Origin of the sequence: Blautia sp. Marseille-P2398 (assembly GCF_964240315.1) — a bacterium.
GTDB lineage: Bacteria > Bacillota > Clostridia > Lachnospirales > Lachnospiraceae > Blautia_A > Blautia_A wexlerae.
In genome coordinates, this window is record NZ_CAXSTD010000003.1 from 196,763 (window position 1) to 221,318 (window position 24,556).

The window sequence follows — 24,556 nt, forward strand, 5'->3', positions numbered from 1 at the left end:
GAAATACCGATTTCATCGTGAATAAATATCCAATTCAGCAGCAGAAATCATTTAACTATCTTAATATGACTCTGTTTCTTACTATCTATTTTAATAATTTCACCTGTCTGATTATCCTGTATAAGTCCTGCATCTTTATTGATACTATAAGATGGAACATCATACATTTCAGAAAATACTTCTGCGAATCCTTTACCAGTTTTCTTCTTATGCAAATCACTGATAAGACACATATATTCCATCAAAATGCGTTCTAAATCTTCATTGCAATAATCCCACATAAGACTGAATACATTATCTCTTCCAATTGGCTTGTCCCAATCCATCTTAGATAAGACATCTACGGTATAAAAATAATCCTTACACTGGTATAATTCTCCATCGTAATCTTTTCTTATAGGAAATATAGATAACAGGTCACGAATAGTCAGGAAACCGATAAAATTATATAATTGGTCAATAGTATCATGCAAATTCTGACTTACTTCTTCTGACTGCTCATATCTTTTGCCATCAACCTTATATAGTTCTTCGCCCTGTCTATCAATATCAAGTAAACTGATCACATACTTAGTACCGATAAAAGCTAACTTAACCGTCTGTTCATGAGAGAGATCACCTTTATCTATGCATTCTGCCAATCCTTTTTGTAGTTCTCTGTTGTAATACTTCGACCAAACATCAGCATATTTTAAAGCTCTTCTGCTATTCTCAATTATATTCTGATGTTGACCGCCATTAATCATTTTAATGTTATTACTCATGCCACGTTCCTTTCATCTTTCACTTATCCTTCTTTTTGAACCCGTACTTGGTACAAGTTTAAATAATCCCTCTCACGCAATCTTCTTATTTCTTGCACCGTATACAACAGGTTCAGAATCACCATCAACGCACTCAGCATTTACAACTACTTTCTTTGCACTCTTCATATCAGGCAACTCAAACATAATCTTTTGTAATACATTCTCCACAATGCTTCTTAATCCTCTTGCACCAATACGCTTCTCATTTGCTATAGCAGCAATCTTCATTAAAGCATCTTTCTCAAATTGTAGTTTGACATCATCCATAGCAAATAGCTCCTGGAACTGTCGCACAATTGCATTCTTTGGTTCAGTAAGGATTCTTACCATATCATTCTCTGTCAATGGTGCAAGTGTTGTGATTACTGGTAAACGTCCGATAAACTCAGGCATCATGCCATATCTCACAAGATCATGCTGTTGTACATTTTCAAGTGTAAAATCTTCTTCATTAGATATATTCTCTGTACTAATACCAAAGCCAATAGTTCTGTTTACCTTCTTATCTTGATTAATAAGCTTCTCCAATCCATCAAATGCACCACCACAGATAAACAGAATATTTGTTGTATCAATATTTACACATTCAGCATTAGGATGTTTACGTCCACCACCAAACGGAACTCTTGCAATTGTACCTTCCAGAATCTTCAGAAGTGCTTGCTGAACTCCCTCACCAGAAACATCCTTTGTAAGAGAAGTATTCTCACCACGAAGCGCAAGCTTATCAATCTCATCAATATAAATGATACCCTGTTGTGTTTTCTCTAAATTACCCTCTGATTTCTCATACAGTTTTAATAAAATATTTTCAACATCATCTCCGACATAACCGGCTTCTGTAAGAGATGTAGCATCTGCAATGGCAAGTGGAACACCAAGATATTTTGCCAAGCATTTAATAAGAAAAGTTTTGCCGCATCCCGTATTACCAATCATAAGAATATTAGATTTCTCAATCTCAACATCTGATTTCTTTTTCTGGTGCATACGCTTATAGTGATTATACACAGCAACAGATAAAGCTTTCTTTGCATCATCCTGTCCAATCACATACTGATCCAGATAAGATTTAATCTGTGAAGGTGTTGCATCTATATGTTCCTGATGTTCTCTTAATTTTCTTTCTCTTTCTGCCCTCTCAGATAACATATCATGAGCATTCTCTACACATTCATCACAAACATATCCATAGTTGCCTTCAAGCAAATGCAATACTTGTGACTTACTTTTACCGCACATATAACAGATTTCATTTGGATTCTTAATTCTCTTTGCCATAATCTATTATTCTCCCTTAAACAATCAAATTAATATATCAACTGCTTTTCTCTCTATGATATTTTTCTTGCGTCAGCAAGGAAAATAATTCGGTAAGTTGCTTGTCAACTTGCCGTCTACCTGTCGGGGACTATATATTAAAGAAGCAATACATATTTACCAGTATCAATTAAATCAATAACTGTCTTTACCATTGTCTTAGGTGCAGTATCCGTATATACCTTTGTAGACTTAGTATTTTGTATGATTTCTCTCATAGAATGTTTAGTCAGCAGCAGGGATTGTAATTTCTTTCTATATCCCATCCATTCAAGTCGATTTATCTTATAAGTATTAGCATCTGCTGATCCAGTAAGATCCTCATACCATTTGCTCCATTTCTTCTCTAAATATGCATTCTTACTGATAACCTTTTCACATGTCATCAGACAGGCATATATTAATTCTTCACTGATTAGTCCATTGGATAAATTCTCTTTCTCATGCTGTATCGTTTTTCTATACATATGTGTTCGCCTTTCTGTTTGCATCTTATGTCTCTGACAGTAGACTCCTAATTTCTGCCCACAAGCAAGCTTGTGAACAGAGAATTAGTAGCATCACAATGTGCAATTTTTTACATTTCTCCGCTACGCTACGAAATATAAAAAATATGACACATTCTGAACATATACTTTTTAAGCAGATTATTTATGATATTATGATTAAATTAATATAGTATTACCTTATCCTTTTCTTTACGGAAAGACCCCTGAAACCCTTGTAAATAGGGCATTTCAGAAGCCAAATGTGGATTTTAAGAAGCTCATTTTCCACATTTTTATCATGCTGCTTCACTCATTGTCTTGCATTCATTAATCCATATTTTTAATAATTCTCTCATTCTTTCACTGGGAATATAAAGATCTATTGATTTACCATCTCTTATTTGACTTCTCCAAATCCATTGTAATAAAGCGGATAAAGAAAATAAATTATCATCAAATTCAATATGGTAATGCTCTACGAATTGTTTTATATCAGGTGACATAAAAAAGTTTATTAGATACGCTAAAGACTTTTTATTTTTAAACTCATTGGTTCCCCTTGCATTACAAGAAACAAATCCTTTTGTATATCCTTCACCTTTCACATATTTACAGTAAGGTTTAAAAACTGTATACATATTATCTATGGATTTTGTTTTAGTAACCGTTCTAAAATAATTCTCTGTATTGTTCTTCAACTGTGAAAATATGGATCTGTTCTTTTTTCTCTTATCTTCATACCATGATTTTGATAATGGATTTGATTTTCCTATTTTCATCCCAATTTTGTTAAATTTGCCATCGTATATATTAATTAAATCAACAATATTTTTTCTCTTCTCATATTCAATTTCTTTACAATGCGGAATCAATTGTCTATCATAATCCAACATATATTTTTCGTACTTAATTCCATGAATATCAAAATAAGATTTCTGAATACTTCCTTCCCACAAGTATGTAAAAATATAACTTTCATCAAAACATTTGAAAAAGTCAACAGGAAAATTCCACATAATAATCCTTGCCAATTCATCACTGTTCTCTTTTTTAAATCCCATTAACGATTTAAAACTGCAAAGTCGTTTAATGTCACCATAAACACCTTTATATGGTTTTCTTTCTTCATTCCAAACTAAAAATCCATCTTCATCCAGTGATACAAGTTTTTCATTGAATATAATTTTTAAGTCATCCTTGCTGATTTTATATGTATCCAGAACATCTAGGCATTCATCAATCATCAGTACATAGTTCTTGCTTTTTAATAATTCCAACATATCCAGATCCATCATTTTTATTAGAGAATGAGTTGTTACAATATTTTTATCATTCTCAACTAACCATCTGAAATTCTTCCACTTACTTCCCCATTTTTCTGGATCAATAATATCAATATCTGTTTTCTCTTTAAATCTCTCACATTCTGATAAAAGCGGTACTATACATAAAAACTTTTTGTCAGGATTCTGATTGATGTGATTAATTGCCCATGTACTTTTCCCACTTCCCATAATGTCATCTACAATTTTAATTACTGATTCTTCAATCATAATGCATTCCTCCTTATGCCAAAACTTTATTTGTCTGTTATTTATTCTCTTCTTATCGTTCTTCTGGTAAGAAAATTGTTGTTTGTGGATCTTCATTTAAGTCCGTTTGAATCCAAACTTCTTTACCATCAAGTCTATAAATTCCTATAACATCACCATGTCCAGATCTTATAGCTGCTTCATTTATTTTTGCATCTTCCCATCCCTCACCCCAATCACATGACTCATATGTTTTAAGCAAAGATTGAATTTCTGTGGAATCCAGATTATATCCCATTGCCATTACTCCGTTAGAAATATTCAATTCTCCAAGATAAAATCTCTTTCCTGTATTTGCTACTCTTTTGAGATTTGCTGCTCCTACTTTTCTGGATTCTTTTCTCATATAATCTAAAAATTCTTTACTGGCTAAAAATTCCTCATTCATTCGATTATCCTTTCCCATTTTTATTGGTAGAACTAAGGAAATCCCTTATGATGTTCTTTACCAGTTCACAAACTGACCTTTTTATTTATAGTTCTCTGTTATTTAGTTATGTTTCTTAAAGAACAGCATATCAATCTCCATGAACGGCTGATTATATGGCTTAACAATGATTGATCTGGATTCTGCATTATCCTTAACATAGATTTCATTGATTGAATCATCAGTTACAGGCACTTCAAATGATGTAAAATCATCACTGATATGTAACTTCCAATCACTATCATCCAGTGTATTAACATAAGTACGGATACAGTTACGCATTTTCAGGTCAAATCCAAAGACATCTGTGATTCTGGTGAATACACAGTAATACTCATTTTTCTCATGCAGCACATCCTCTAAGAAGTCATTCAGTTGATATACATCCATCTCATCATACTTATCTGTGCGGTTTTCGCTTCCAGATACATTAATAATCATGAAATATACTGTTAAACTGTTTTTCAATTTGCAAGTAATATACAGTGTATCTGCATCTGTATTGTATTCACCTTCGGCACTGATGATATCGTCCTTTTTCAGATGATACGCTACACCATCAAAGCCAATACAGGTCTGAGAAAATTCATATTCATTCTCGTATTCTTCGCATTTATTTACCTGCATAGATACAATATTGTCACCATCAGATGTCTTAACTGCAAGTCTTGTAAGGCAAAAATCATTCACCACACTGAATAAATCCTTTGTCTCAATTTCTCTTCTTTCTTTTACTGCTTCTACAATTTTGTTCATGGTCTTATGATCTCCTTTTTCTTATCTGTTCTATAGTTCTCTGTTGCTCATTCTGGTTAAGCTAAGATTACATTTGTTGCATATGAACCTTTTTCATTCTGTCCTATATCAAACTTAACAACTTCTTTCTCTTTGAGAAAACGGTATCCTTTTCTTCCATCAATACTAATTCCTGTATAATGGATAAAATACTCAGTACCATCATCTGCTGTAATAAATCCATATCCTTTTTCTGGATTGAACCATTTAACTGTTCCTGCTGCTCCTGTTAATACTCTCTTCTCTTCTGACATTTTCAATTTTTCCTTTCTCTCTATATATAATCAGTACGGGAATCGAACCCGTGTTACCTATTAGTTCTCTATTTCATTTAGTAATCTGTATACAGCAGCATATCTTTAATCTCTTGTGGTGTGACACCATCAGCGATGTCAAGTTGCATTAATGCATAGATATCCTTTGCACACATCCGTCCAATGTCTAACAATACATGTCCCACAGCAACCTCATATTTAATATCAATCATCTCTGCAAAGCATCCTGATTCACAAAGGAACTCTAATTCTTCAACAAATTGATCTGGTGGGTAGTTTCTTACCATATCAACTGAATAGATCTTGCCACCGATAACGGATAACTTCTTATTATTAATAGCATCCAATAATTTCTCAGGTGTTGTATTTCTCTTCATGTTTTTTTGCTCCTATATTTTGAGTGGTACATTGCACCAGATAATACCGATGCAATGTACTATATATTAGTTAATTCTCTGTTACATGGCCAAATAAGGCTATTACATAACTTTTATTTCGTACTCCACCTAATTCTTCCGCAAGAATTGATTTTTCACTCTTAGTGAGATCAGTCCACTTGTTAGCAATAATCTCAATTGCAGCCTCATATGTGGTATCTTTCAAACTGTCTCCGAAAATATTTGTCACATATGTATTCGGATTTTCACCTTTGCTTAAAGCATCCAAATTCTCTGCTACAGCATTTACTACATGTTTAGATATATCTTGACTTGCACGTGTTTCTTCGGAAATGATTTCTATTGTCTTTTCTTTGGTTAAATCTCTTGCATTGTTTCCTGTATCAATGCCAAGATTAAAATATTCCGAAGCAATTCTATGTAAATATTCATAGCATGCTTCAATAATTCTAGCTCTATGCTCTGGTTCAATAAGGTCTAAGCCTTTTGAATTGATACATATAAACATATTTTCATTGTCAAATCTGACACTTACATGATTTATCACTTCGATAAAATCTTTCTCAGAAATCATATTCTGAATCTTTTTATGATTTCTGTAATATGTATCAGATGAAGCTTTAAATTTCTCAGTAATACATTTTTCGATTTCCTGATTATCAATGATTAGTCCAATACCTGCTACGATTTTTTCTGACATAATTTCTAATCTCCTTTTTACTCAATATATCTTTATGCTACTTATTTCTCTGTCACAATTTCTGATTAGTTCTCTGCAAAATATTCAGATACCGCCTGTTCAAAAAATTTATTGCATAAGTCATCAAATTTCTTCTTATCGTCACCAGAAACAGCATCTTCATCTTTTGGATTTACTGATACGTTCAGATTCCCATTTCTAAAACTCACGTTGACATTTTTAATAACATTGGCAAAATCTTCTTTGGAAATCATGCTCTGAAGCTTTTTATTACCGTTATAGTATTTACCACATGAGCCACTAAGCTTCTTAGCAATATCTTTCTCAAGTTTTTTACCTGTTTCTTTCATAATTCCACTCATAATACTTTTTGACATAATTTTAGTTCTCCTTTTCTTATTCTCTTACAATTTCAAATCCTGCATATTCTGCGACTTCGGTGACACCTAACATCCACATGGATATTTCATGCTATCATCTAATAATTCTTGACAATCATTTACATAATCCCAAACTTCTTCAAGTGACATACCCTTATCAGATGTTTGAATAGCATTGTTATCATCCAGCACAAGCCAACGTCTATTGCCGTATTCATCTTTCATTGATTTCAGATGAAGATGCTCTTTACCTAATGCCTTGCGCACCATGTTTAATGTGAGAATTGGCTTTACATTATATGCACACACTGATCCTTTATCATTTGGCTCACTTACCTTAAATTCTACGTTGTCATCAGCATTTGGTTTACCGCCGTAGTTCTTATTCAGACCGCTGATATGAAAGAAATACTCCTTCCCATCACTTGTACCAATGAATCCGTAGCATTTTTGCTGATTGTAATATTTAACAGTTCCGTACATTTGTTAGTTCTCCCCTTTTCTTATCGAATAATATATCTGGCAATTGGAAGATGGAATTACACATCCCGATTCCACCACTTTTGCATTGTTCAATAAATCAATTGCACATCGTACCCGCCCTTGATAAACGCTTGGAATATGTATATGATATATGTGAATTGCATCTTCATTTTTCTTTTGACATTCAACAACATATTCTCTTTGATAATTAAGATTGTTTCTGTTTTTATATATCTTGCAAATGTTTATGTCTCTTTCTTCGCAAAAATCATTAAACATAGTTATTGCATTGTTGATATACTGAACATCAAACTTTGTCAGATGTTCAATAATTAAACAGTTTTTATACCACACCTTAATATTAAGAACATTCGGCACCATTGTTGACACTCTAAGATCAACTTCATCTATGAGTTGGCTCTTACACTCTTCTACTTGTTCACTTAAAGGCTTAATTCCAGAATGTGCCAATGACTTATAATATTCGTTAGCTTCATCATAGGTTGAAAATATATCGCACAAATTATATGGTGGATAACTTATAGCAAAATCGCAGCATTGATCTTCAACCCAAACGATATATTTGCCTTTATATTTTGTCATTACAACATAAGCAGGTATATGATTCTCATTGTACGATGACTCTTCCTCAAAGAATCCATAAACATCACTTTTAATTTCTTCGGTATCTTCCAAATCATCAATATAATCAATGAACTCTGTAATTTTATCTTCCGTATCTAATCCAATTGCCCGAAATTTTTCATTCATATGAATTGATTCTCCTTTTATCTATCCGCATTGAAATCAACAAAAAATATCTGTCTCTCACATTCATCCTTATATTTCGGATATGTATTAGCAATTTTTTCAAGTACCGCAATTTTAACTTCTGGATAAGCTTCTACTGATCCTACTTTTCCATCAATACTGCCAAGAAAATTATCATAACTTACCAAATTATGTCTGATATAGTTTACAATCCAACGATTGATAGTTTCTTCATCGGCTGTATAAGCATTTTTCATATATGGCTCATCAATCCAATCACCATTTAAAGAACATGGATGACATTGATACCACTCTTGTTTTGCTTTTAGTGCCTTAGTCTTTAATTCTTCATCCGATAAAACTTTTATAGTAATTGAATCTATAAACAACTGAACACTATGATTCATATTGCTATACTTAGTTTCGACTGCTTTACTTGCTGATTTCTTACGCTTATTAGCTTTCTCCATAGCATCTTGAAATTCTGATGTTGTCATTACCTGCTTAACGGTATCTTCATCCCACAATCTCATAGGAGCAGCCTTTCTATAATGAGGATTCGCTTTCAATACTGGATCTGGAAGAAATTTACTGATTAAACTTTTCGTCCATCCATACTCTTCAATAATTCTTGACTGAGTAATCATTTTATTATCATTCATACTACATAGCTCTCCTTTCTCTCAGTGGACAGATGCAACTCCATCCACTGATATTGATATATATTTCTCTGTGTGTCTTAAAGTTCCACTACATATTTACGTGATGGAATCTCAATCTCTTTATCCAGTTTGATTGACTGATTCACAATCATTGTAAGAACTTTGCAAACATACTCTTCATCACCTCTGATTTCAGAAGGCTTTATCAGTATCAGATATGGATCAAGTTCATTCGCATGCTTTACAAGAAAATCAGCATACATATCATCAATCTGTTCTGCCTTTGGTAATGTCTGAAATTCAAGCCCTGTGTTAATTATGGAAGGAAGTTCAACCTCTCTTCTATTTGCCTTGTGACAATCATCAATATAATCCTGTAATGATTTATTGAGACCATCGGCACACGCACCCATAAAGAAATTACAAGTATTTGCCATATGGTACACTGTATCTCTGACATAGACTCTATCTTCCATCGGAATCAGGTCAAATTTCAATGATGTCAAAGTGTCCAGATACTCCATTCCCAGTGTAATAAGCACTTTGGAATATAGATTCTTGACCAATGTACTTCCCATCCATTTGGTATAAACTTCGTTGAATAATTCCATAACTTCTGGATCTGCGTTAGGATCTTTCAGATTCTCATCCTGTTTTAATTCATTTATTGGGATATCCCACTTTCCCATATCAACAAAATTGTGCTTGCTGTTGGTGTTTCTTCCTATATTATTGTTTCTCTGCTCTTTCGCTGCTTTTCTTCTCTCTGCTCTGTTCATGCTCTTACCCTCCGTATAAATTATTTAATTTCTGGTGTCTTTGTTACTGTGAATCTCATTTCATTCTCTTCTAAAGTAATAAAATAGCATTCATCATTTACAGGTGTGATACTGTCAATACAATATGTTTTAAGTGTCAAACTTGCATTACATCCATAATAAAATGTCAGTTCCTCTTCTTCATCATCATAGGAAACGCTTGCATTACTTATCTGCATTGCAGCACCACCGTATACACTTGGCTCAATATCTACGTGTGAACTGCCAATCTGTTTCATAAATTCCTCGACTGTGATATAAAGATTTCCCATTACTATATCCTCCTGTGTTCTTACTTGTTGTTTTGTTATAGGTTACTTGTATATTCCCTATCTGTTACTTGTTCATAGTTGTTCGTAACTTCTCAATCTAACCCTTCCAATAATTCCAGACTTGTACGTTTACGCTTACTTACTGACTTATTATCTGGAACAACTGGACTTTTAATCTCTTCTAAATCATCAAGTAGAGTTAAAGATTGTCTACGATTGAGCCTAGCACGTTGTTCATCCGAAGCATCTTTACCAAGTTTTTTAATATATTCAACTGGAAAAGATAATCCTGATGCACAGGCTATATTGACCGCTCCATTAGATCCTGTAAAAATGTTCTCTGGAACACCAATAGCTTTTTCAATTTCATGCTCGTCAATCTTATTTTTGCCTTGATTGATGATTCCAAGGTTTCCAACAATACCATCTGCATTGATAGGAAGAAAAATATTTTTTACAGTTAATGCTTTTACCATATCAGACGTAGTTACCTTGTTATTCTCTGAATTTTTATCAGATAACATAGCGATCACAAATGCACCGTTATCTTTCAGCATCTTCATCTTTTCAGAATCATCAAAGTTTGATCCACTGGAATAGGAAGTATCACTTAAAAACGCATCCAACATATTTACCAGAATCGTATTAATCTTTTTCAAATCTGAGTAAGCTTCATTATTTACAAAGATGATGGCACCCAGTTCTTCAATCTGCATAAGTTCTTTTGCTACGTTATACGCATTCAGTCTTTTCTGAATTGACTCATCTTGTCTTGGCATAAGAATTACTGGAACAACAATTTTATCTGGATTTTGCACCAGAATTTCACTTACAAATGTAATACATCCTGATCCTGATGAACCGCCTCCAGAAGCAATCACAATATTGATTTTTTTCTCTATTTCTTTAAGTTTCTTCAATATATGCTTGTTACGTTTTAACGCTTCATAGGCAAGCTCTCTATTTCCTGCAAGACCGTCATATCCTTCAAGCCTCATACTATTTTTAGCATTAGGAATACTTTTAATATCTTGTTCTGATCCGTTTACCGAATATGTAAGATAATTTCTCTCCTGGAACTCATAAGTTACAGTCATACCGCCTAAACCTAAACCAATAACTGCCGTTGAATCTTTAAGCATGTTCGTTCTCCTCTTCATTCTTTATTAATTTCAAGCCTTTTTCTGTGATGTAGTATGTGTATGCTTGCCAATCTCCGCATCCACGCTCTACATATCCTTGCTCTCGTAATTTTTTTATTTTTCGAGAAGTTGTTGTTCTGCATGATTTTGACATTTCCATGATTTCCTGTAATGTCATGCTGTGAAAATGACTGGTACAGTTTTTCTTTTTCAAAATCTTTAGAATCACATAACCCAATCTGTTCATTTGATAAATCACCTCCCGTATTTATCACTTTCCTGTTTATTAGTTAGTCCATAGTGTGCTATAGGATGGTAATACAATTTCAATAGTGTTGTATAACTGACCACTGAAAGGTAAAAATTTTTGATTTCATCCATATAATCAAGATGAAATCCAAGTTTCAAATTATCACTTCTTTTTGTTCTTTTTTGCAGATTTCTTGCGTTTTCTCTCAAAACTCTCCCATGCTCTACGGCTTGTATTTGCATCTTTAGCAGTATTGAACATATACTGTATAGAACGTACAAATATAGATTCACCTGCTTTTACGCGTACTTTCCCCTTGGGTAATACTTCAAGAATCTTTACCGTAGTCACACCACTCCATGAAGGAGTATAGTAGTTCTGCTTCTCGAAAACGATTTTCTCAGCGTTAATCATAATGATCCTCCTGTTATTCAGTTTTCATAGTACATTTGGGTGCAGGAAATAAACCGATCTGCAAATGTACAAAAGTACATAGCTTACCTGTCATATCTCGCCGCTCTTAAATTTTTTTATGGGAAATAAATTGTGCAGACTTGCACAAAAATGAAATTAATGATATACTTATTCTTGTCTAAGGAAAAGTATAGACTTCATTCGTGATGCCTGTACAATACATACTGGATTGAGTTTAGAACTCATCCTATAAGATAGAGATGATGGTATCGCCAAATACCGTTGTCTCTTTCTTTTTATCCGTAACATCATTATACACCCGAACATTCGTTTGTGTCAACCTATAATGTTACGATTTGATTAAGTTCCGTTTACCTGTTCCAATGTGTCTGTTATCCCATCAACAGAGCAGTTATGTTACTCTGTACTGCTCTGTATCTTGTTTACATTCTGAATTATAGCACATAGAAATAGGTTTTGCAATACCTATTTTAGGTTTTTAAAAACCTATCTTTTGTATATTGTTCCAAGACTCTTTGTTTTCACATATAAAGTATTCTTCAAGTCTTGAATTTCCTGTATTGTTTTTTTACATAATGCAGCAATCTTCTTTTGATCTTCTATAACTTTTAGAGGAATCATCATTTCTTCTAGTCTTTTAGGATTTATAACCTTTATCGTAGTACCTGTTTGAATGCTTTTTATTTCATTCTGTCCATCCTCACTATTTAAAAACGCCTGTAGATAATAAGGATCACATTTATTCTTATCTAAACGAATCACAATAAGATTACCAGTCAGAATAATCTTTTTATTATCTTCCGCTTTATAAACAGCCGTTTTTACAATTGAATTTTTTGCAGTAATAATCAAATCACCATCTTCTAAATAATACTTACTTAATTTATCACCCACATCTGATCTAATACCTTGAAGATTACTTACAATATATCCTTCTGGTTGAACATCAGATACATTTACTATATAAAATTGTGTTTCATTTTTATCTAATGACACTATCTCATCCAATTCCTTTGCGGTAATCTGATATCCTCGAAAAATGTTTTCAGTAACACTACCTAATGCTGTTGCATTTTCTAAGATATGTCTCTTTATATATATGGTAAATTCAAAATTGTAATTTTGCTCCGCAATCTCTTCTTTGCTTACAAATATTACATTTTCATTAACCGTATCACTTTTATACCATTCAAAGATTTGTTCAATATTTTCTTCTGTAAATTCTAAATGTCTTCTTTTTCTTTCATAAAGCTCTCTAGCATTTATCATTTTAATATGTTTCTTTGAATCTCTATTTTTCTTTGCAATTAATAATGAACAATTCACACCTGTACCCGGTATAATTCCACCAGGTAAGAATATTATTGTATCTAAATAATTCTTTTCAATTAAGTACTTTCTTATATCCTTATCTGTACAGTTAAATAATCCTCCATCTGGAATTAATGCACCAAGAATACCATTAGAGCTTAATATTTGCAGACCATTAATTATACCAAGCATACTTAAAGAGTATCTTTCTACATGTGATTTGAAATATTTATCATCTGTAGATAAGTGTAACATATGATACATTTCATTAACATCGTCATGAAATAATCCACGTCTTACTCCAAATGGATTTATTGTATAGATCATATCATATTTATTTAAGAATAAGTTATCTTTGAAATTCTGATCATATATACTAATCCTTGTTTTATAGGAATTAGACTCATCAAATTCTTTTATATATACATAGGCTTTTGCAGTAATATATTCTTCATATATAAATGTATATCCTATATACTTTTTTGCAATATTCGAATCATGTGCAATAGTCAAAAATCTTCCAGAACTGCTATCTAAATTTAATAAAATATCTCCTTTGTTTTCTTTAAAAATTTTTACAATTAAATCATTTATCCATTTTGCAGAAGGGATATTATATATATTGGGTGGAAATATGATATTATCCTGTAAAATATCCGCACATTTTTTTAATTCTTCTTTAGTATATTCCATTAAAAGATAGAATAATTTATCCATAACAGGAATAGGTATATTTTTATTTATAATTTCTGAACTCAACTCACGATACAATCCATTATCGTTATGTTGGGAACTGTGCAGTATAGAGAGAGAAATTTGATCTAACGCAATATTTTCTTTTTCAACTAATAAAAGTAAAGCAATTGCATCTATAACAATATGTCCAGTGTTATAGGGTACATATTCTCTTATAATGTCACAAGCCATATATATTTTTTTCGTATTATCCATATCTTTTCTCCATTTCATATCATATACATTAAGAATACAATTATACGCTTTCAAAGTCAAGGTTATTAATAACCTATTTTGTGTATCAACGAACTACCAAAAGCCCCCAGGATTAACTCCCGAGGGCTTTCATGCTGTCTCATATTAAATTATGATTACATTATTCAAGCAATCAGATTATTAATGGATTTTTTCAATATGACAATAAATCTTTCATCATCCCGTCTATATCTGTATATGATTTTCCAAGAGAAGAATTCTGCTTCATCTGTTGTACTTCATTAATTGCTGATATAGTCTCACTGTTTGGTGCTTCTCTGATTACTTCTTTTGAAGCAATTCTACCTTTTTCAATTGCAACAGTTTCTAATAGTCCCTGTATTGCACTACCAAAAAGCTTACTCATATGTTAATCCTCTAATAGAATCTCACATTCTGCTACTTACATCATTTTCAATTCTGGATTATTATAATCCTCATATACGAAATCTGCATTCATTTCAATATCATCATGTATGGTTTCATCTACATAATATAACAATGAGTCATACAAAAAAGATGATTTCACAGCCTTGTATGCTTCAATTTCAGTCATATTATATTTTGTCTGTAATGTTTCAATTACTGCATTCATATATTCTTTTACACGTTTTGCCATATTATCACTTATAATTCTATACTTCCGAAATCAATCACAAGATCATCATAAATTCCCACTTTGACAGAATCCTGTAAGGTATATTGTTCCGTCTCACCTTGTTCAAAATTGTATACGACGATCAGATTTTTCGATGGATCAACAATCCAATATTCACGTACTCCTGCATTCCTGTATTTGAATAATTTTGTATAATAATCCATCTGTTTACTTGCCGGTGATACGATCTCAATAATCCAGTCAGGCGCACCCTTGCATCCTTTGTCATCAAGCTTATCTGGATCACAGATAACAGAAATATCTGGCTCTACATAGGTATTACTTCTTTCATCCAGATATACAGCAAACGGTGCTGCATATACTTTACATCGTCCACCATGAGAACGAATATACTCTTTAATATCTGCATACAATTCCCCTGATATCTCCTGATGTTTTCTACTAGGTGGAGCCATATAGTAAATATGACCATCAATCAGTTCTGCTCTTTCTCCCTCTGGTAATGCATATATATCATCTATAGTATAAGTTTCTTCTTTAAGTAATGGCATATTATCACCTCCCAGTGTTTTGCTATAAACATATTATAATATAGATGATACCTATTCAGCAACTTATTTTTCTGCTTCTGACAAAACAGATATAGATATCGGTACAGCAGCAGTCATCTTATACCCATTTCTTCACAATATATTAATAAAATAACCATCAAATTTCAACGATAATGCTTCAAGGGTAAAGTTGTTAGGGTAGATGGTTTTCGTCCAGAATTTAAGGCTATATATAAGGAATTTCAGCATAGAATTGATTCTGTGAAGGACGGGGATGGTTATACGGATGACTGTTTTAGTTCCCTTCCGTTATCCTACTGTTGTGCTACCTGTTCCATTACAAATTCCACATCTATATTGTTCTTATCTTTATGCGCTGTATAAGTACGATATAAAGAATCTGGAATATAGGAAGATTTACATACTTCACAATGATATGATGTCAACAAGTTCCGTTTGTTCTTCCCATTTTCCAAATAATTAACAATTAATGATTCCTTTTTAGTTCCAATTTTGCATACAGGACACAGTTTTATATCATTCTTTGGAATTACTTTTATTACTGGTTTCTTTTTTATAGTAGATTCCGTATCATCATTTTTTATTAATGTTTCTTCCCTATAATATTTACAGTGACTTGATCCACCACATTTCAATAAATAATTTGCTGAATCTGTACACATACAAATGTCTTTCTTGTTATCATACTCTATACATCTGCTCTTATGACGTTTTGTATCATTTTCTTTCATATGCAAATATTCTAAATGAGAAGGTGTTCCCATTCTCTGAGATAATCCATTCATTGCAGGATCAGATTGTTTCACATATGAATCTTTTATAAATCTATAATCATCTGGATTAGATTTTGTACTTGATTTAGAATCAATTTTCGTAGTTACTGATCTATTGTTATCAGGTTTACTCTCTGTTTCTGCTTGATGTAACGGTGTATAATCCGCTTTTAAATATATCTGTAGCGCAGCATAAGGAATACGATACTTTCTAAATAATATGCTAACAATGTCACATATTGTATTTGCACTATGTGTTGTTTCAATATATATATTACTATTGGAAATTTTTCTTCCATCATACATCGCCGTATATACTTCTTTATTATTAGAAAAATATGCTCTTGTTTTTCCCTGCATATCTTTTTCCATAACAATAGATTCAAATTGTGCATGATTCTTATTATACATAATTTCACAAATCATCAGTAAAAACTGTTTCCAGTCCTTAACTGAATATTGAGTACCGTCAAATTCAAATGCTACAGGTCTTTTATGCGTAAAATCTTCTGATAAAAAATGCGGAACTGTATCATCTACTCTATAATTAGCATAATTAACTCTCCCGCCTTTTGCAGATATCTCATCCTCTTCATCTTTATCTATAAGAGATTCTTCTGGTACATCTACTTCTGACAACTTCTCCGGCATTATTTCTGATTCTTTTGGTATATCTATAGCACCTGCTCTCTCAGACTCAGGAAATAAATCGCATATCTCTTTTATCTTTTCCTTAATCTGTTTTAGTTCTTGCCCCATTGCATAATATTCTCCAATTTTGGTATAATCTCCCTTAATAGTAGGCAATCTCTTATCAACTTCTGAATGTACCTTATCCATGCAATTGTATATGTGTTGTAAATCTGTCTGTATTTCTTTTGCATCATCTGAAAATTCTCTTTGTAAAAAATCTATAAGCTCTTTCATTTGTATGTTCCCCCGATACTATTATCTATTTATTATAGTACCATGTTGAGAGCATCCATACAACAGATTATATTATATATATTCATACGATTTCTTCTGACAAATCCTCACTCTCATCCAGTGGATCAGGTTCTCCCCATTGTTCCGCTGTGATTCCCAACGATTCCAGAAGCTTATCAATCGGTGCTTCATCCCTGAATTGAGATTTTAATTTTTCAACATATTCTCGCTCACTATATGATAATGGTGTACTGCGCTTTGGAGTATATTTATTATCAATTTCAGATTGCAAGTATGTGTTCTTATTATGAATATACTTTTTAACTTGACGCACTATTTCAATAGAATATTCAGTTCCCATACATATCTGATTGTAATATGCAGCATACCGCCTATTGTTATCCGCTTCATCTTTACGTTTCTTTGTTTTTATAATAGTATGAGCATATCCGTATAGATTCTCATAATCTGTTGCGAATTTGATACACAGGTCACGATCCTTATATCTACTGTAGCAATTATTGATTTGCTTCAAGCTATTATCAAATTTGATTTTATCATTGCTTCTATATACATAAATCAGATGTAACTTCTCTAAGGTTTCATTGTAGCGGATGCAAGTCATCTGATTATTAATACAAGCTTGATTTGCTATGTAATCTATTGACATACCGCCAACCTTACCAGACATTTCTCCCATATAATCGGAATGATTGAATGTACTAATCAATGCAAGAAAATATCTCAGCAATGGAATCTTTTTCCTTGTCTGTTCCCCGGAGGACATAATAACTTTTATCTCAGAGTTTTCTACTCTAATAAAAAATTCCTTTGATGTATCAATTTTTAGCTTTGAGAAATCCACCAGATATTCTTTGCAGAAATCCTTTAATGTTATCCAATGGTTTTCTTTAAGTTCCATAAGACCACTTTTAATCGCATCCATCAAAGATTTTTCAACATTATCTGATTCGTTTAGTTCATAAGCTATCCTTGCCAATGAGACAGGTGCTATAGTAGATTCTTCACCAAATAACAAGACATCACGACTCATAATCATGCGAAGTCCTACATAAGCCAAGATAGCATTGTGAGATAAGTCTTGACTGGTTACGATTGCTTTGTTTAAAAAGACTACATTTTTCATCCGTTTGTGCTCCTTTTATTGAATTGTAGTTTACGGGTATTTTTTAAGATTTTCCTAGACTAACAAAAGTCATACTTTTTTGATTTGGTTTGTTAGTAACCCCACTAACAAACCCCATATAAAAATCAATACATTTGTAAGACTTATAAGTAATAGATAATAATAAGTAATAGATAATATTTTACATACTCTAAAGAGTAAAACTTTGATATTTTTTGATTTGTTTTGATATTTACATATCACATTTCCTCCAGATATTGTTGTATTCTCTCATCATATCGAAATACAAATACTGATCTCATATGTGTTTTATCTTTACGATCAGGCTTGATATCAATAATCTGAAATCCTGCTTTTAATAATTGTCTTGCTCTTGTAGCGGAAAATATTACAATAGAATCTTTCATAGTTCGGTTTCCTTTCCTATTATAATGTGGTGTTATTGGTTGTATGGTTCTTCCTTATGAAGAACGTTCGCCTTTTATGGTTAATGATATATATGTTTTTCTTCATCAGGACGAATACCTATATAGTTTTCGTTGTGAATGACGATAACCTGTTATAGTATTCTCCATTAGGGCGAATACAGATATAGTTTTTACCATCTAGTGTGAATACTGTTTGAGTGCTTGACAAAATGTCACATACTGAAATCCAGTACTGGACAAATTGTCCAATTGTTCTTGATTTCAGGAATCATGTCTGCAAGAAGTTTGTAATTTTGAAGGGTACGGACATCCATTCCCATATCTGAAGCTAAATGCTCTTGGGTCTTTAATTGCGAATTTTTTTCGTAATTAGGTTTTCCAACTTTAATTCCATACAATCTTTCCAATTCCTTGATCCGCTTTCCAAGTTTTCCTTAATCACATATCAGAAGAAGCATCCTTTTGTATTATTCCTATATTCTCCAAAAATTGATTATATCTATGACAAATTTCTGGTGATAAGATTCCTGCATATTGATGAGTAAGCCTTTCTCTGTCAGATGCATAATATCCACCTGCTCCAATAAGGACAATAAAGTATCTGAGTAACGGAATACATTCTTTTACTTTCTCATTTGAATACATAAGGATATTAATAGATGATATCGGAATATCAATATATGATTTTGCATATAATTCTTTTTCGTATAAATAATAATTTTCTAACCTAGGAAATAGTTTCTCTTTGTAATGATGTCTTAACCTTTTTTTATTTTTAGGTTCGTCAACTGTAATAATGTTGTTTTCTTGTAGATTTTTCAATCCTCTACTGATTCTATGCAATGCATACCACTTAATTTTTTTGAATCCTAAATAATGTGCTATATCCTCTATGGAAATACACAAGCAATATTGTTTATCAAGTTGTGACCTTGCTATACATAAACCTGTATACGCCAATATAGCATCATGTAACAGGAATGTACTGGTAATAACTTTTTTATTTAATTTTACAGTTCCGTCAATCAATTTCATATTTTGTATTCTCCTGTTCTGTTGGATAGTTAATAGTTTCCTATATAGATTCTTCTCTTTTGGTGATGCTATGGTTGTTATTTGTTCATAGAATGACTGCTATAGTATTTCTGTGAACTGATGCAGCGTTCCCAGATTTGGGAATCAGGTTCAGATTTGAATATTGTTTCACTACACAGTTTTGTGGAGTCAGATGTGATCACAATTCTCGTTATGCAGCGTTTCCAAATTTGGAAACGGTTATATATACTGATTCTCTTTTTTCCAGTTAATTCTTTATATCCTGCGTTGATGCTCTTTTCACCTGAAAGAACTTCTTGTTTTAGTTTCTCATTATTTGAATCCAATATCTTCTTTCCTTTAAAGTATGTATCAGTTGATACACCCGCTGTTTCTGCTAATTTAGCACGTACATCAATTTTATTTTTAGAATCGACAGTTGTTGAAGAAATCTGCGAAAACTGTTCACTAATAGGGTTTACCAATTTTGGTAAAGGCTTTGAAGAAATCTGCAAAGGCTATTTACAGTTTCCACCAGAATTGGGGGAATCTGTTTCACTTGGACTTACACCAATTTTAGGGGAAGTCCACTTATCATCCTATGACGATTTTGTCACACCTTGATTTTCAGTCAATCAGGTTTACCAAATTTGGTAAAGGCGATTTGTCTCAATCGCTTCCACCAGAATTGGTGTAACTGATTCTGTCCGTTTGACTGAATTTTATTTAAAGGTTTCTCCATTTGGAGAACCCTTTTACTCGTTCTGGTAAAACTACCAAAACGTTACTATTTCGCTTTTCTCCATTTGGAGAAGAGCTATTTTTTCACATCGGTTGTCACTTGGTGACAATTATTATAAGCAGGAATAATAATGTGTTGATGTTGCAGCAGGGATGATGTTTGTGTTTTATATGCGTATGTTGTATGTAATTCGTTTCTGGTATGCTATATATTGTGTATGATTTGTGTTTTGTATACTATATATTGTGTACTGTCACTCTCTTGTAACTCAAAAATATTTTAATCACGAACTATAATCCCTGATATTTACTTTGGTTATCAAACTATTTCTTATAAACTGTAAAATCCCAGATAGCCTTATAAATCAAGGCTTTTCAGCACTTTTTCTATCTTTCTGCAATACACAAATACTACGTGGAATAGTTCGTATTTAATTTCGTTTTTCATTGTATTTTTAACGCAGTCAGTTTTTTCGCCTTATTAATTCCTACTAATTTACTATGAAATATCCTATAATCCCTTGCTATTACTGACTTTTCTCGAAGTTTGCATAATATCCCATATCTATATACCATATGTAGTAAAACTATTCCTTGCAATACTGTCAGATATCACAAAGAATAGTTTATTTCCTACTATTTTGGCATGAATTAATATATATTATCTATGCTTTTAATTCCTGCTATTATACTATGAATTGCTTGATCCTATGCTCTACTGTATAACTCTGTCATTTGCTTATCCAGATACCTTTTTACAAATCTCCACATGAACTTATTTCCAATCTTATCATTCATCTGGTGCATGTATATGTTGCTTATCTTATTCCCAAAATCACCTGAGTAGCTATCTGCTTTCCATTGATTACATTCTTTACAGCATGGCATTAGATTTTCTAAACAATCCGCTCCACCCTTAGCCAATGGCACTACATGATCTAATGTCATTTCTGACAGTAGTAAATCTTTTCCACACAGATAACATTTACAGTTACCTTTGCGATAAATCATTTCCCTCTCATAAGCAGTATAGTTTTTTCTTTTTATCTTTTTAGTAGCATTTTTATCAGCAAGCGGATCATTCATGAAATCATCTGTATCATATGGGAAAAAACCTTTACATTTTTTTGGATTGTGTATCACTTTTTGCATTGCGACATTACATGAAGAGAATGTCTGTGCTTTCTCAATGTCCTGTATCTTCTTAATCTTTCCAGAAGCGTCCGTAGTAATATAATGCTGTCCGTTAGTCAATACAATCACGTCTGCTGCACCTCCATCTTTATTTAAGAATAAATTGTTTCAACGAATCATATGCATAAATCTTGCAGGATTTATATAATAATCCAGAGCCTTTTACATTGTGAATTTCCATTGTATTTTTCAGATTACAAGTTTCGCCATTCATTTTCTTAACAGTTACGCACAGAATATAATAGATTTCCGTTTTAGGTTTCCGCTTGCTATTACGATCAAATACCTTCTGCAACTCTACATTAATGGTTACATCTGCATATGATGTCTGTTCTGCATCTACATACTTCTTTAACAGTGTCAAGATAGCTTTCTTCATATCATTTGAGATGCTTACTTTTCTGTTCTGAGTGAACATATCAAATCTGATAATTGCTTTATTAGTTTTAAAATCTTCGCCCTCTGATTTTACTGACCAGTCAAATGCTGATTCCTTTTTTAATTCATTAAATTCTGGATATTTTACTGCCATTTCTTAATCCTCCTGTTCATGTACGGGGAGAACACAGTCAAGCATTCTCCCATATGTATATGTTTCTCTGTTTCCTATCTTATTTACTGAGACAATCTGCTTCTGATTGCATCAACAATAATTTCCTTTAATGCAACATCATCAGCAATGTTAACTTTGAAATATACTGTTCCAAACATGTAATCCTTTTCCTTATCTTCATAGTAAACTTCCAAGCGTATAGATACTTTCCAACTAGGATTAATTGTTACATGTAAACGTATTAATGTATTCACTCCTGCATCACACCAATCAGCACCATATCTGTTGGCTTCTTTGTTATTAAATTTGTCAATATAAACAGCCCTCTGGATAACTTCTATCCATGCATCAGATACTTCTGAAACATTAATATAAAATTCCATTCCACTTGATTTATCTATTTCCGCTGATGTTACATTCATATATCCTAATGTTGTGGTTATAGGTTTAGGTTTTGCCTGTTCCATTTCCGCTAATGCATTCTTTACTGCTTTGTTTGTGATTTCTTCAATGATTCTCTGATCTTCTGATCTCATGATAATTTTCCTCTCTATATGGTATTGTACAGGGAGAATACCACCAATTATTCTCCCATATGTTCTCTGCTGCATTGTTGCAATAATCTTTATGTATCAGTCACAGTGATGATTTCACTCATTTGACTGTACCCAGTTTGTATAGTGTGCGTTTCTCTCCAAGCGTGATTGATACAGCATGGATAGAATATACTGTGATTTCTTCTTGATACGCTCTTTCTGCTGTTTAAACTGCATCATGACATATTCCACATCAGCATATTCCAACTTGGCAATCTGACTTTGTATCAGTTCCCTTGACTTTACTTCCCCGTTTATTCGGATCACACCACCCTCAGATAGAAGCACATCAAGCATCACATTAACAAACTCATCAATCAATCCTATATCACCTGGATATGTCTGCTTAAACTGCTCATAGCCAATATTCTCATGGATTGCATCAAGCGTTTTATTCAACTGGCTTGTCCCATCATTTATAGACAGACTGGTATTATGATTATTAGTAATATTATTATTAGTATAATAATTATTATTACGTTCCCGATTTTCTTGATATAGATTTCCTTTATCTTGATTATCTACTTCTTGAAAATCGGTAAGTAGAGAAATCGGCACTTCATACACTGTACTTTCCCATCTGATGATACGGGTTCCTTGCTCATTTCTAACAGGTACTTTCTCGTAATATCCGCATTCCTTTAACTCTTTAAGTCCTGCATATACAGATGCTTTTCCGTCCTTAGAACTGTTTACAAGGTTCCCAACTATCACCTTCCAGTCATCAGGTTTACTGAGCAGATATGCCAATAATCCCTTTGCCTTATAAGACAATCTATCATCTTCCAGAAATGTCTTATCCATCATTACAAAATTACTTGGACGTTTCTTCACTCTGATGACCTCATTCAGTTTCTTATCTTCGCTCATGTTATTCTCTTATCAGATTCCTTTACATATTTCTGTTTCCTTGAGCCAACGTCTAAAATCAAAACTTTCTACGCACTCATCTATTTCCGCATAGTTTCCATCATTGAAATGAAAGTAACTATTCAGATTTCTTTTATCCTTGTCCCATTTTCCTGCATATTTAGGTGACTGCTTCATTTTCCATCACTCTTTCCGCTCTTTACTGGAATAATTTGGCTCTCACGCTCTTATATTTTCCCATCCCTTATGTTGTGTTGTCTGAACGAATAACGGTCAAAAATGACCGCTTTCCGTTTTACTTCTTCTTTAACAGTTTAGTATCATCAAACCATTTCATAGGTTTTCCGCTGAATTTAACATTCGGCTGCATGATGGCACTATATGCAATATTAGTCACAATGCCATGATCTGTTTCCACTACAAATGTTCCAGTGACTTTTGTATTTTCCAGTTCTTTATTGTCTTTCTTACTCATTCTGCTCACGCTTCCTTTCTGATTTATTTCCATTGCTGTCTAATAGGTTCTAAATTTTCCATTGATGAACATTTCCATGATTTCATCAAATGACATAGGATCAAAATATCCTTCTCTCTTATCAAGTAATATCCCCTGAATCAGATTGAATCCCTCAATACGAATACGTTCATATGTAAAATAACCTGTTGGTGTTATCTGAATTTTATCTTTCAGCCATGCACGATACATAGCATGATGTATTGTTCTGACTTCCTCCTGCGTTCCAACATAAACAATGTTTCCGTTTTTACATGCAAGTTTTCTCATGT

Annotated in this window: 35 protein-coding genes; 1 reads left to right on the forward strand and 34 read right to left on the reverse strand. The window is 32.7% G+C overall.

Annotated elements, in window-relative coordinates; translation table 11 throughout:
- Positions 1 to 47: 47 nt before the first annotated feature.
- From ACESZG_RS05275 to ACESZG_RS05405, 27 genes are all read right to left on the reverse strand, one after another.
- Positions 48 to 764 carry a hypothetical protein gene (locus ACESZG_RS05275; RefSeq protein ID WP_368210950.1) on the reverse strand — a complete coding sequence of 239 codons (717 nt, stop codon included), beginning with the start codon at positions 762 to 764 and terminating at the stop codon, positions 48 to 50.
- Positions 765 to 836: 72 nt separating this feature from the next.
- Positions 837 to 2,087, reverse strand: a complete 1,251-nt coding sequence (gene clpX, locus ACESZG_RS05280) for an ATP-dependent Clp protease ATP-binding subunit ClpX (protein WP_368210951.1) — start codon at positions 2,085 to 2,087, stop codon at positions 837 to 839.
- Positions 2,088 to 2,224: 137 nt separating this feature from the next.
- On the reverse strand, positions 2,225 to 2,593 hold the full coding sequence (locus ACESZG_RS05285) for a hypothetical protein (protein WP_347044531.1): 369 nt from the start codon (positions 2,591 to 2,593) through the stop codon (positions 2,225 to 2,227).
- Between the two features lie 317 nt (positions 2,594 to 2,910).
- Entirely contained in the window at positions 2,911 to 4,167 is a 1,257-nt protein-coding gene (locus ACESZG_RS05290; protein WP_373217697.1) for a DEAD/DEAH box helicase family protein, read from the reverse strand.
- Positions 4,168 to 4,219: 52 nt separating this feature from the next.
- Positions 4,220 to 4,594 carry a hypothetical protein gene (locus ACESZG_RS05295; protein WP_347044533.1) on the reverse strand — a complete coding sequence of 125 codons (375 nt, stop codon included), beginning with the start codon at positions 4,592 to 4,594 and terminating at the stop codon, positions 4,220 to 4,222.
- Positions 4,595 to 4,696: 102 nt separating this feature from the next.
- Entirely contained in the window at positions 4,697 to 5,389 is a 693-nt protein-coding gene (locus ACESZG_RS05300; protein WP_373217699.1) for a hypothetical protein, read from the reverse strand.
- Between the two features lie 56 nt (positions 5,390 to 5,445).
- Positions 5,446 to 5,682 carry a cold-shock protein gene (locus ACESZG_RS05305; protein WP_368210915.1) on the reverse strand — a complete coding sequence of 79 codons (237 nt, stop codon included), beginning with the start codon at positions 5,680 to 5,682 and terminating at the stop codon, positions 5,446 to 5,448.
- 77 nt (positions 5,683 to 5,759) lie between these two features.
- Complete coding sequence (locus ACESZG_RS05310; protein WP_368210916.1) at positions 5,760 to 6,080, reverse strand: hypothetical protein; 321 nt, start codon at positions 6,078 to 6,080, stop codon at positions 5,760 to 5,762.
- Positions 6,081 to 6,150: 70 nt separating this feature from the next.
- On the reverse strand, positions 6,151 to 6,801 hold the full coding sequence (locus ACESZG_RS05315; protein ID WP_368210917.1) for a hypothetical protein: 651 nt from the start codon (positions 6,799 to 6,801) through the stop codon (positions 6,151 to 6,153).
- Between the two features lie 65 nt (positions 6,802 to 6,866).
- Positions 6,867 to 7,178: a hypothetical protein gene (locus tag ACESZG_RS05320; RefSeq protein ID WP_347044538.1), complete on the reverse strand. Its 312-nt coding sequence runs from the start codon at positions 7,176 to 7,178 to the stop codon at positions 6,867 to 6,869.
- A 69-nt stretch (positions 7,179 to 7,247) separates the two neighbouring features.
- Positions 7,248 to 7,664, reverse strand: coding sequence for a cold-shock protein (locus ACESZG_RS05325; protein WP_368210918.1), 417 nt, complete (start codon positions 7,662 to 7,664; stop codon positions 7,248 to 7,250).
- Between the two features lie 3 nt (positions 7,665 to 7,667).
- Positions 7,668 to 8,435 carry a hypothetical protein gene (locus tag ACESZG_RS05330; protein WP_368210919.1) on the reverse strand — a complete coding sequence of 256 codons (768 nt, stop codon included), beginning with the start codon at positions 8,433 to 8,435 and terminating at the stop codon, positions 7,668 to 7,670.
- Positions 8,436 to 8,452: 17 nt separating this feature from the next.
- Entirely contained in the window at positions 8,453 to 9,097 is a 645-nt protein-coding gene (locus ACESZG_RS05335; RefSeq protein ID WP_025578420.1) for a hypothetical protein, read from the reverse strand.
- A gap of 77 nt (positions 9,098 to 9,174) precedes the next feature.
- Complete coding sequence (locus ACESZG_RS05340) at positions 9,175 to 9,876, reverse strand: hypothetical protein (RefSeq protein WP_368210920.1); 702 nt, start codon at positions 9,874 to 9,876, stop codon at positions 9,175 to 9,177.
- Positions 9,877 to 9,896: 20 nt separating this feature from the next.
- Positions 9,897 to 10,187 carry a hypothetical protein gene (locus ACESZG_RS05345; protein ID WP_368210921.1) on the reverse strand — a complete coding sequence of 97 codons (291 nt, stop codon included), beginning with the start codon at positions 10,185 to 10,187 and terminating at the stop codon, positions 9,897 to 9,899.
- 92 nt (positions 10,188 to 10,279) lie between these two features.
- Positions 10,280 to 11,329, reverse strand: a complete 1,050-nt coding sequence (locus tag ACESZG_RS05350; protein ID WP_368210922.1) for a hypothetical protein — start codon at positions 11,327 to 11,329, stop codon at positions 10,280 to 10,282.
- On the reverse strand, positions 11,322 to 11,576 hold the full coding sequence (locus tag ACESZG_RS05355; protein WP_368210923.1) for a hypothetical protein: 255 nt from the start codon (positions 11,574 to 11,576) through the stop codon (positions 11,322 to 11,324). The genes ACESZG_RS05350 and ACESZG_RS05355 overlap by 8 nt, the downstream gene beginning before the upstream one ends.
- A 165-nt stretch (positions 11,577 to 11,741) precedes the next feature.
- Positions 11,742 to 11,993 (reverse strand): hypothetical protein, encoded by a 252-nt coding sequence (locus tag ACESZG_RS05360; RefSeq protein WP_173720835.1) that lies wholly within the window; start codon positions 11,991 to 11,993, stop codon positions 11,742 to 11,744.
- Positions 11,994 to 12,500: 507 nt separating this feature from the next.
- Positions 12,501 to 14,276, reverse strand: coding sequence for an N-6 DNA methylase (locus tag ACESZG_RS05365; RefSeq protein WP_173720834.1), 1,776 nt, complete (start codon positions 14,274 to 14,276; stop codon positions 12,501 to 12,503).
- A gap of 193 nt (positions 14,277 to 14,469) precedes the next feature.
- A complete protein-coding gene (locus ACESZG_RS05370; RefSeq protein ID WP_243874292.1) occupies positions 14,470 to 14,682 on the reverse strand; it encodes a hypothetical protein in 213 nt (70 codons plus the stop codon).
- Between the two features lie 36 nt (positions 14,683 to 14,718).
- Positions 14,719 to 14,934 (reverse strand): hypothetical protein, encoded by a 216-nt coding sequence (locus tag ACESZG_RS05375; RefSeq protein WP_173720833.1) that lies wholly within the window; start codon positions 14,932 to 14,934, stop codon positions 14,719 to 14,721.
- Between the two features lie 8 nt (positions 14,935 to 14,942).
- Positions 14,943 to 15,485 carry a Uma2 family endonuclease gene (locus ACESZG_RS05380; RefSeq protein ID WP_173720832.1) on the reverse strand — a complete coding sequence of 181 codons (543 nt, stop codon included), beginning with the start codon at positions 15,483 to 15,485 and terminating at the stop codon, positions 14,943 to 14,945.
- Between the two features lie 314 nt (positions 15,486 to 15,799).
- Positions 15,800 to 17,206, reverse strand: coding sequence for a hypothetical protein (locus tag ACESZG_RS05385; RefSeq protein WP_368210924.1), 1,407 nt, complete (start codon positions 17,204 to 17,206; stop codon positions 15,800 to 15,802).
- 82 nt (positions 17,207 to 17,288) lie between these two features.
- Entirely contained in the window at positions 17,289 to 18,353 is a 1,065-nt protein-coding gene (locus tag ACESZG_RS05390) for a hypothetical protein (protein ID WP_368210925.1), read from the reverse strand.
- Positions 18,354 to 18,592: 239 nt separating this feature from the next.
- Positions 18,593 to 18,760, reverse strand: coding sequence for a hypothetical protein (locus ACESZG_RS05395; RefSeq protein ID WP_368210926.1), 168 nt, complete (start codon positions 18,758 to 18,760; stop codon positions 18,593 to 18,595).
- Between the two features lie 233 nt (positions 18,761 to 18,993).
- A complete protein-coding gene (locus tag ACESZG_RS05400; RefSeq protein WP_368210927.1) occupies positions 18,994 to 19,179 on the reverse strand; it encodes a hypothetical protein in 186 nt (61 codons plus the stop codon).
- 40 nt (positions 19,180 to 19,219) lie between these two features.
- Positions 19,220 to 19,816 carry a hypothetical protein gene (locus ACESZG_RS05405; RefSeq protein WP_368210928.1) on the reverse strand — a complete coding sequence of 199 codons (597 nt, stop codon included), beginning with the start codon at positions 19,814 to 19,816 and terminating at the stop codon, positions 19,220 to 19,222.
- Between the two features lie 195 nt (positions 19,817 to 20,011).
- Here ACESZG_RS05405 and ACESZG_RS05410 point away from each other — a divergent pair, with 195 nt between their 5' ends.
- Complete coding sequence (locus ACESZG_RS05410; protein WP_373217704.1) at positions 20,012 to 20,440, forward strand: hypothetical protein; 429 nt, start codon at positions 20,012 to 20,014, stop codon at positions 20,438 to 20,440.
- A gap of 825 nt (positions 20,441 to 21,265) precedes the next feature.
- Here ACESZG_RS05410 and ACESZG_RS05415 read toward each other — a convergent pair.
- From ACESZG_RS05415 to ACESZG_RS05445, 7 genes are all read right to left on the reverse strand, one after another.
- Positions 21,266 to 21,820, reverse strand: coding sequence for an HNH endonuclease (locus ACESZG_RS05415; protein ID WP_368210930.1), 555 nt, complete (start codon positions 21,818 to 21,820; stop codon positions 21,266 to 21,268).
- Between the two features lie 19 nt (positions 21,821 to 21,839).
- Complete coding sequence (locus ACESZG_RS05420) at positions 21,840 to 22,283, reverse strand: hypothetical protein (protein ID WP_368210931.1); 444 nt, start codon at positions 22,281 to 22,283, stop codon at positions 21,840 to 21,842.
- An 83-nt stretch (positions 22,284 to 22,366) separates the two neighbouring features.
- A complete protein-coding gene (locus tag ACESZG_RS05425) occupies positions 22,367 to 22,840 on the reverse strand; it encodes a hypothetical protein (protein ID WP_368210932.1) in 474 nt (157 codons plus the stop codon).
- Positions 22,841 to 22,954: 114 nt separating this feature from the next.
- A complete protein-coding gene (locus ACESZG_RS05430) occupies positions 22,955 to 23,770 on the reverse strand; it encodes a DUF6017 domain-containing protein (RefSeq protein WP_368210933.1) in 816 nt (271 codons plus the stop codon).
- A 12-nt stretch (positions 23,771 to 23,782) separates the two neighbouring features.
- Positions 23,783 to 23,947: a hypothetical protein gene (locus ACESZG_RS05435; protein ID WP_368210934.1), complete on the reverse strand. Its 165-nt coding sequence runs from the start codon at positions 23,945 to 23,947 to the stop codon at positions 23,783 to 23,785.
- A 118-nt stretch (positions 23,948 to 24,065) separates the two neighbouring features.
- Positions 24,066 to 24,245: a hypothetical protein gene (locus ACESZG_RS05440; protein WP_368210935.1), complete on the reverse strand. Its 180-nt coding sequence runs from the start codon at positions 24,243 to 24,245 to the stop codon at positions 24,066 to 24,068.
- Between the two features lie 39 nt (positions 24,246 to 24,284).
- On the reverse strand, positions 24,285 to 24,554 hold the full coding sequence (locus tag ACESZG_RS05445) for a hypothetical protein (RefSeq protein ID WP_368210936.1): 270 nt from the start codon (positions 24,552 to 24,554) through the stop codon (positions 24,285 to 24,287).
- Between the last annotated feature and the right edge of the window lie 2 nt (positions 24,555 to 24,556).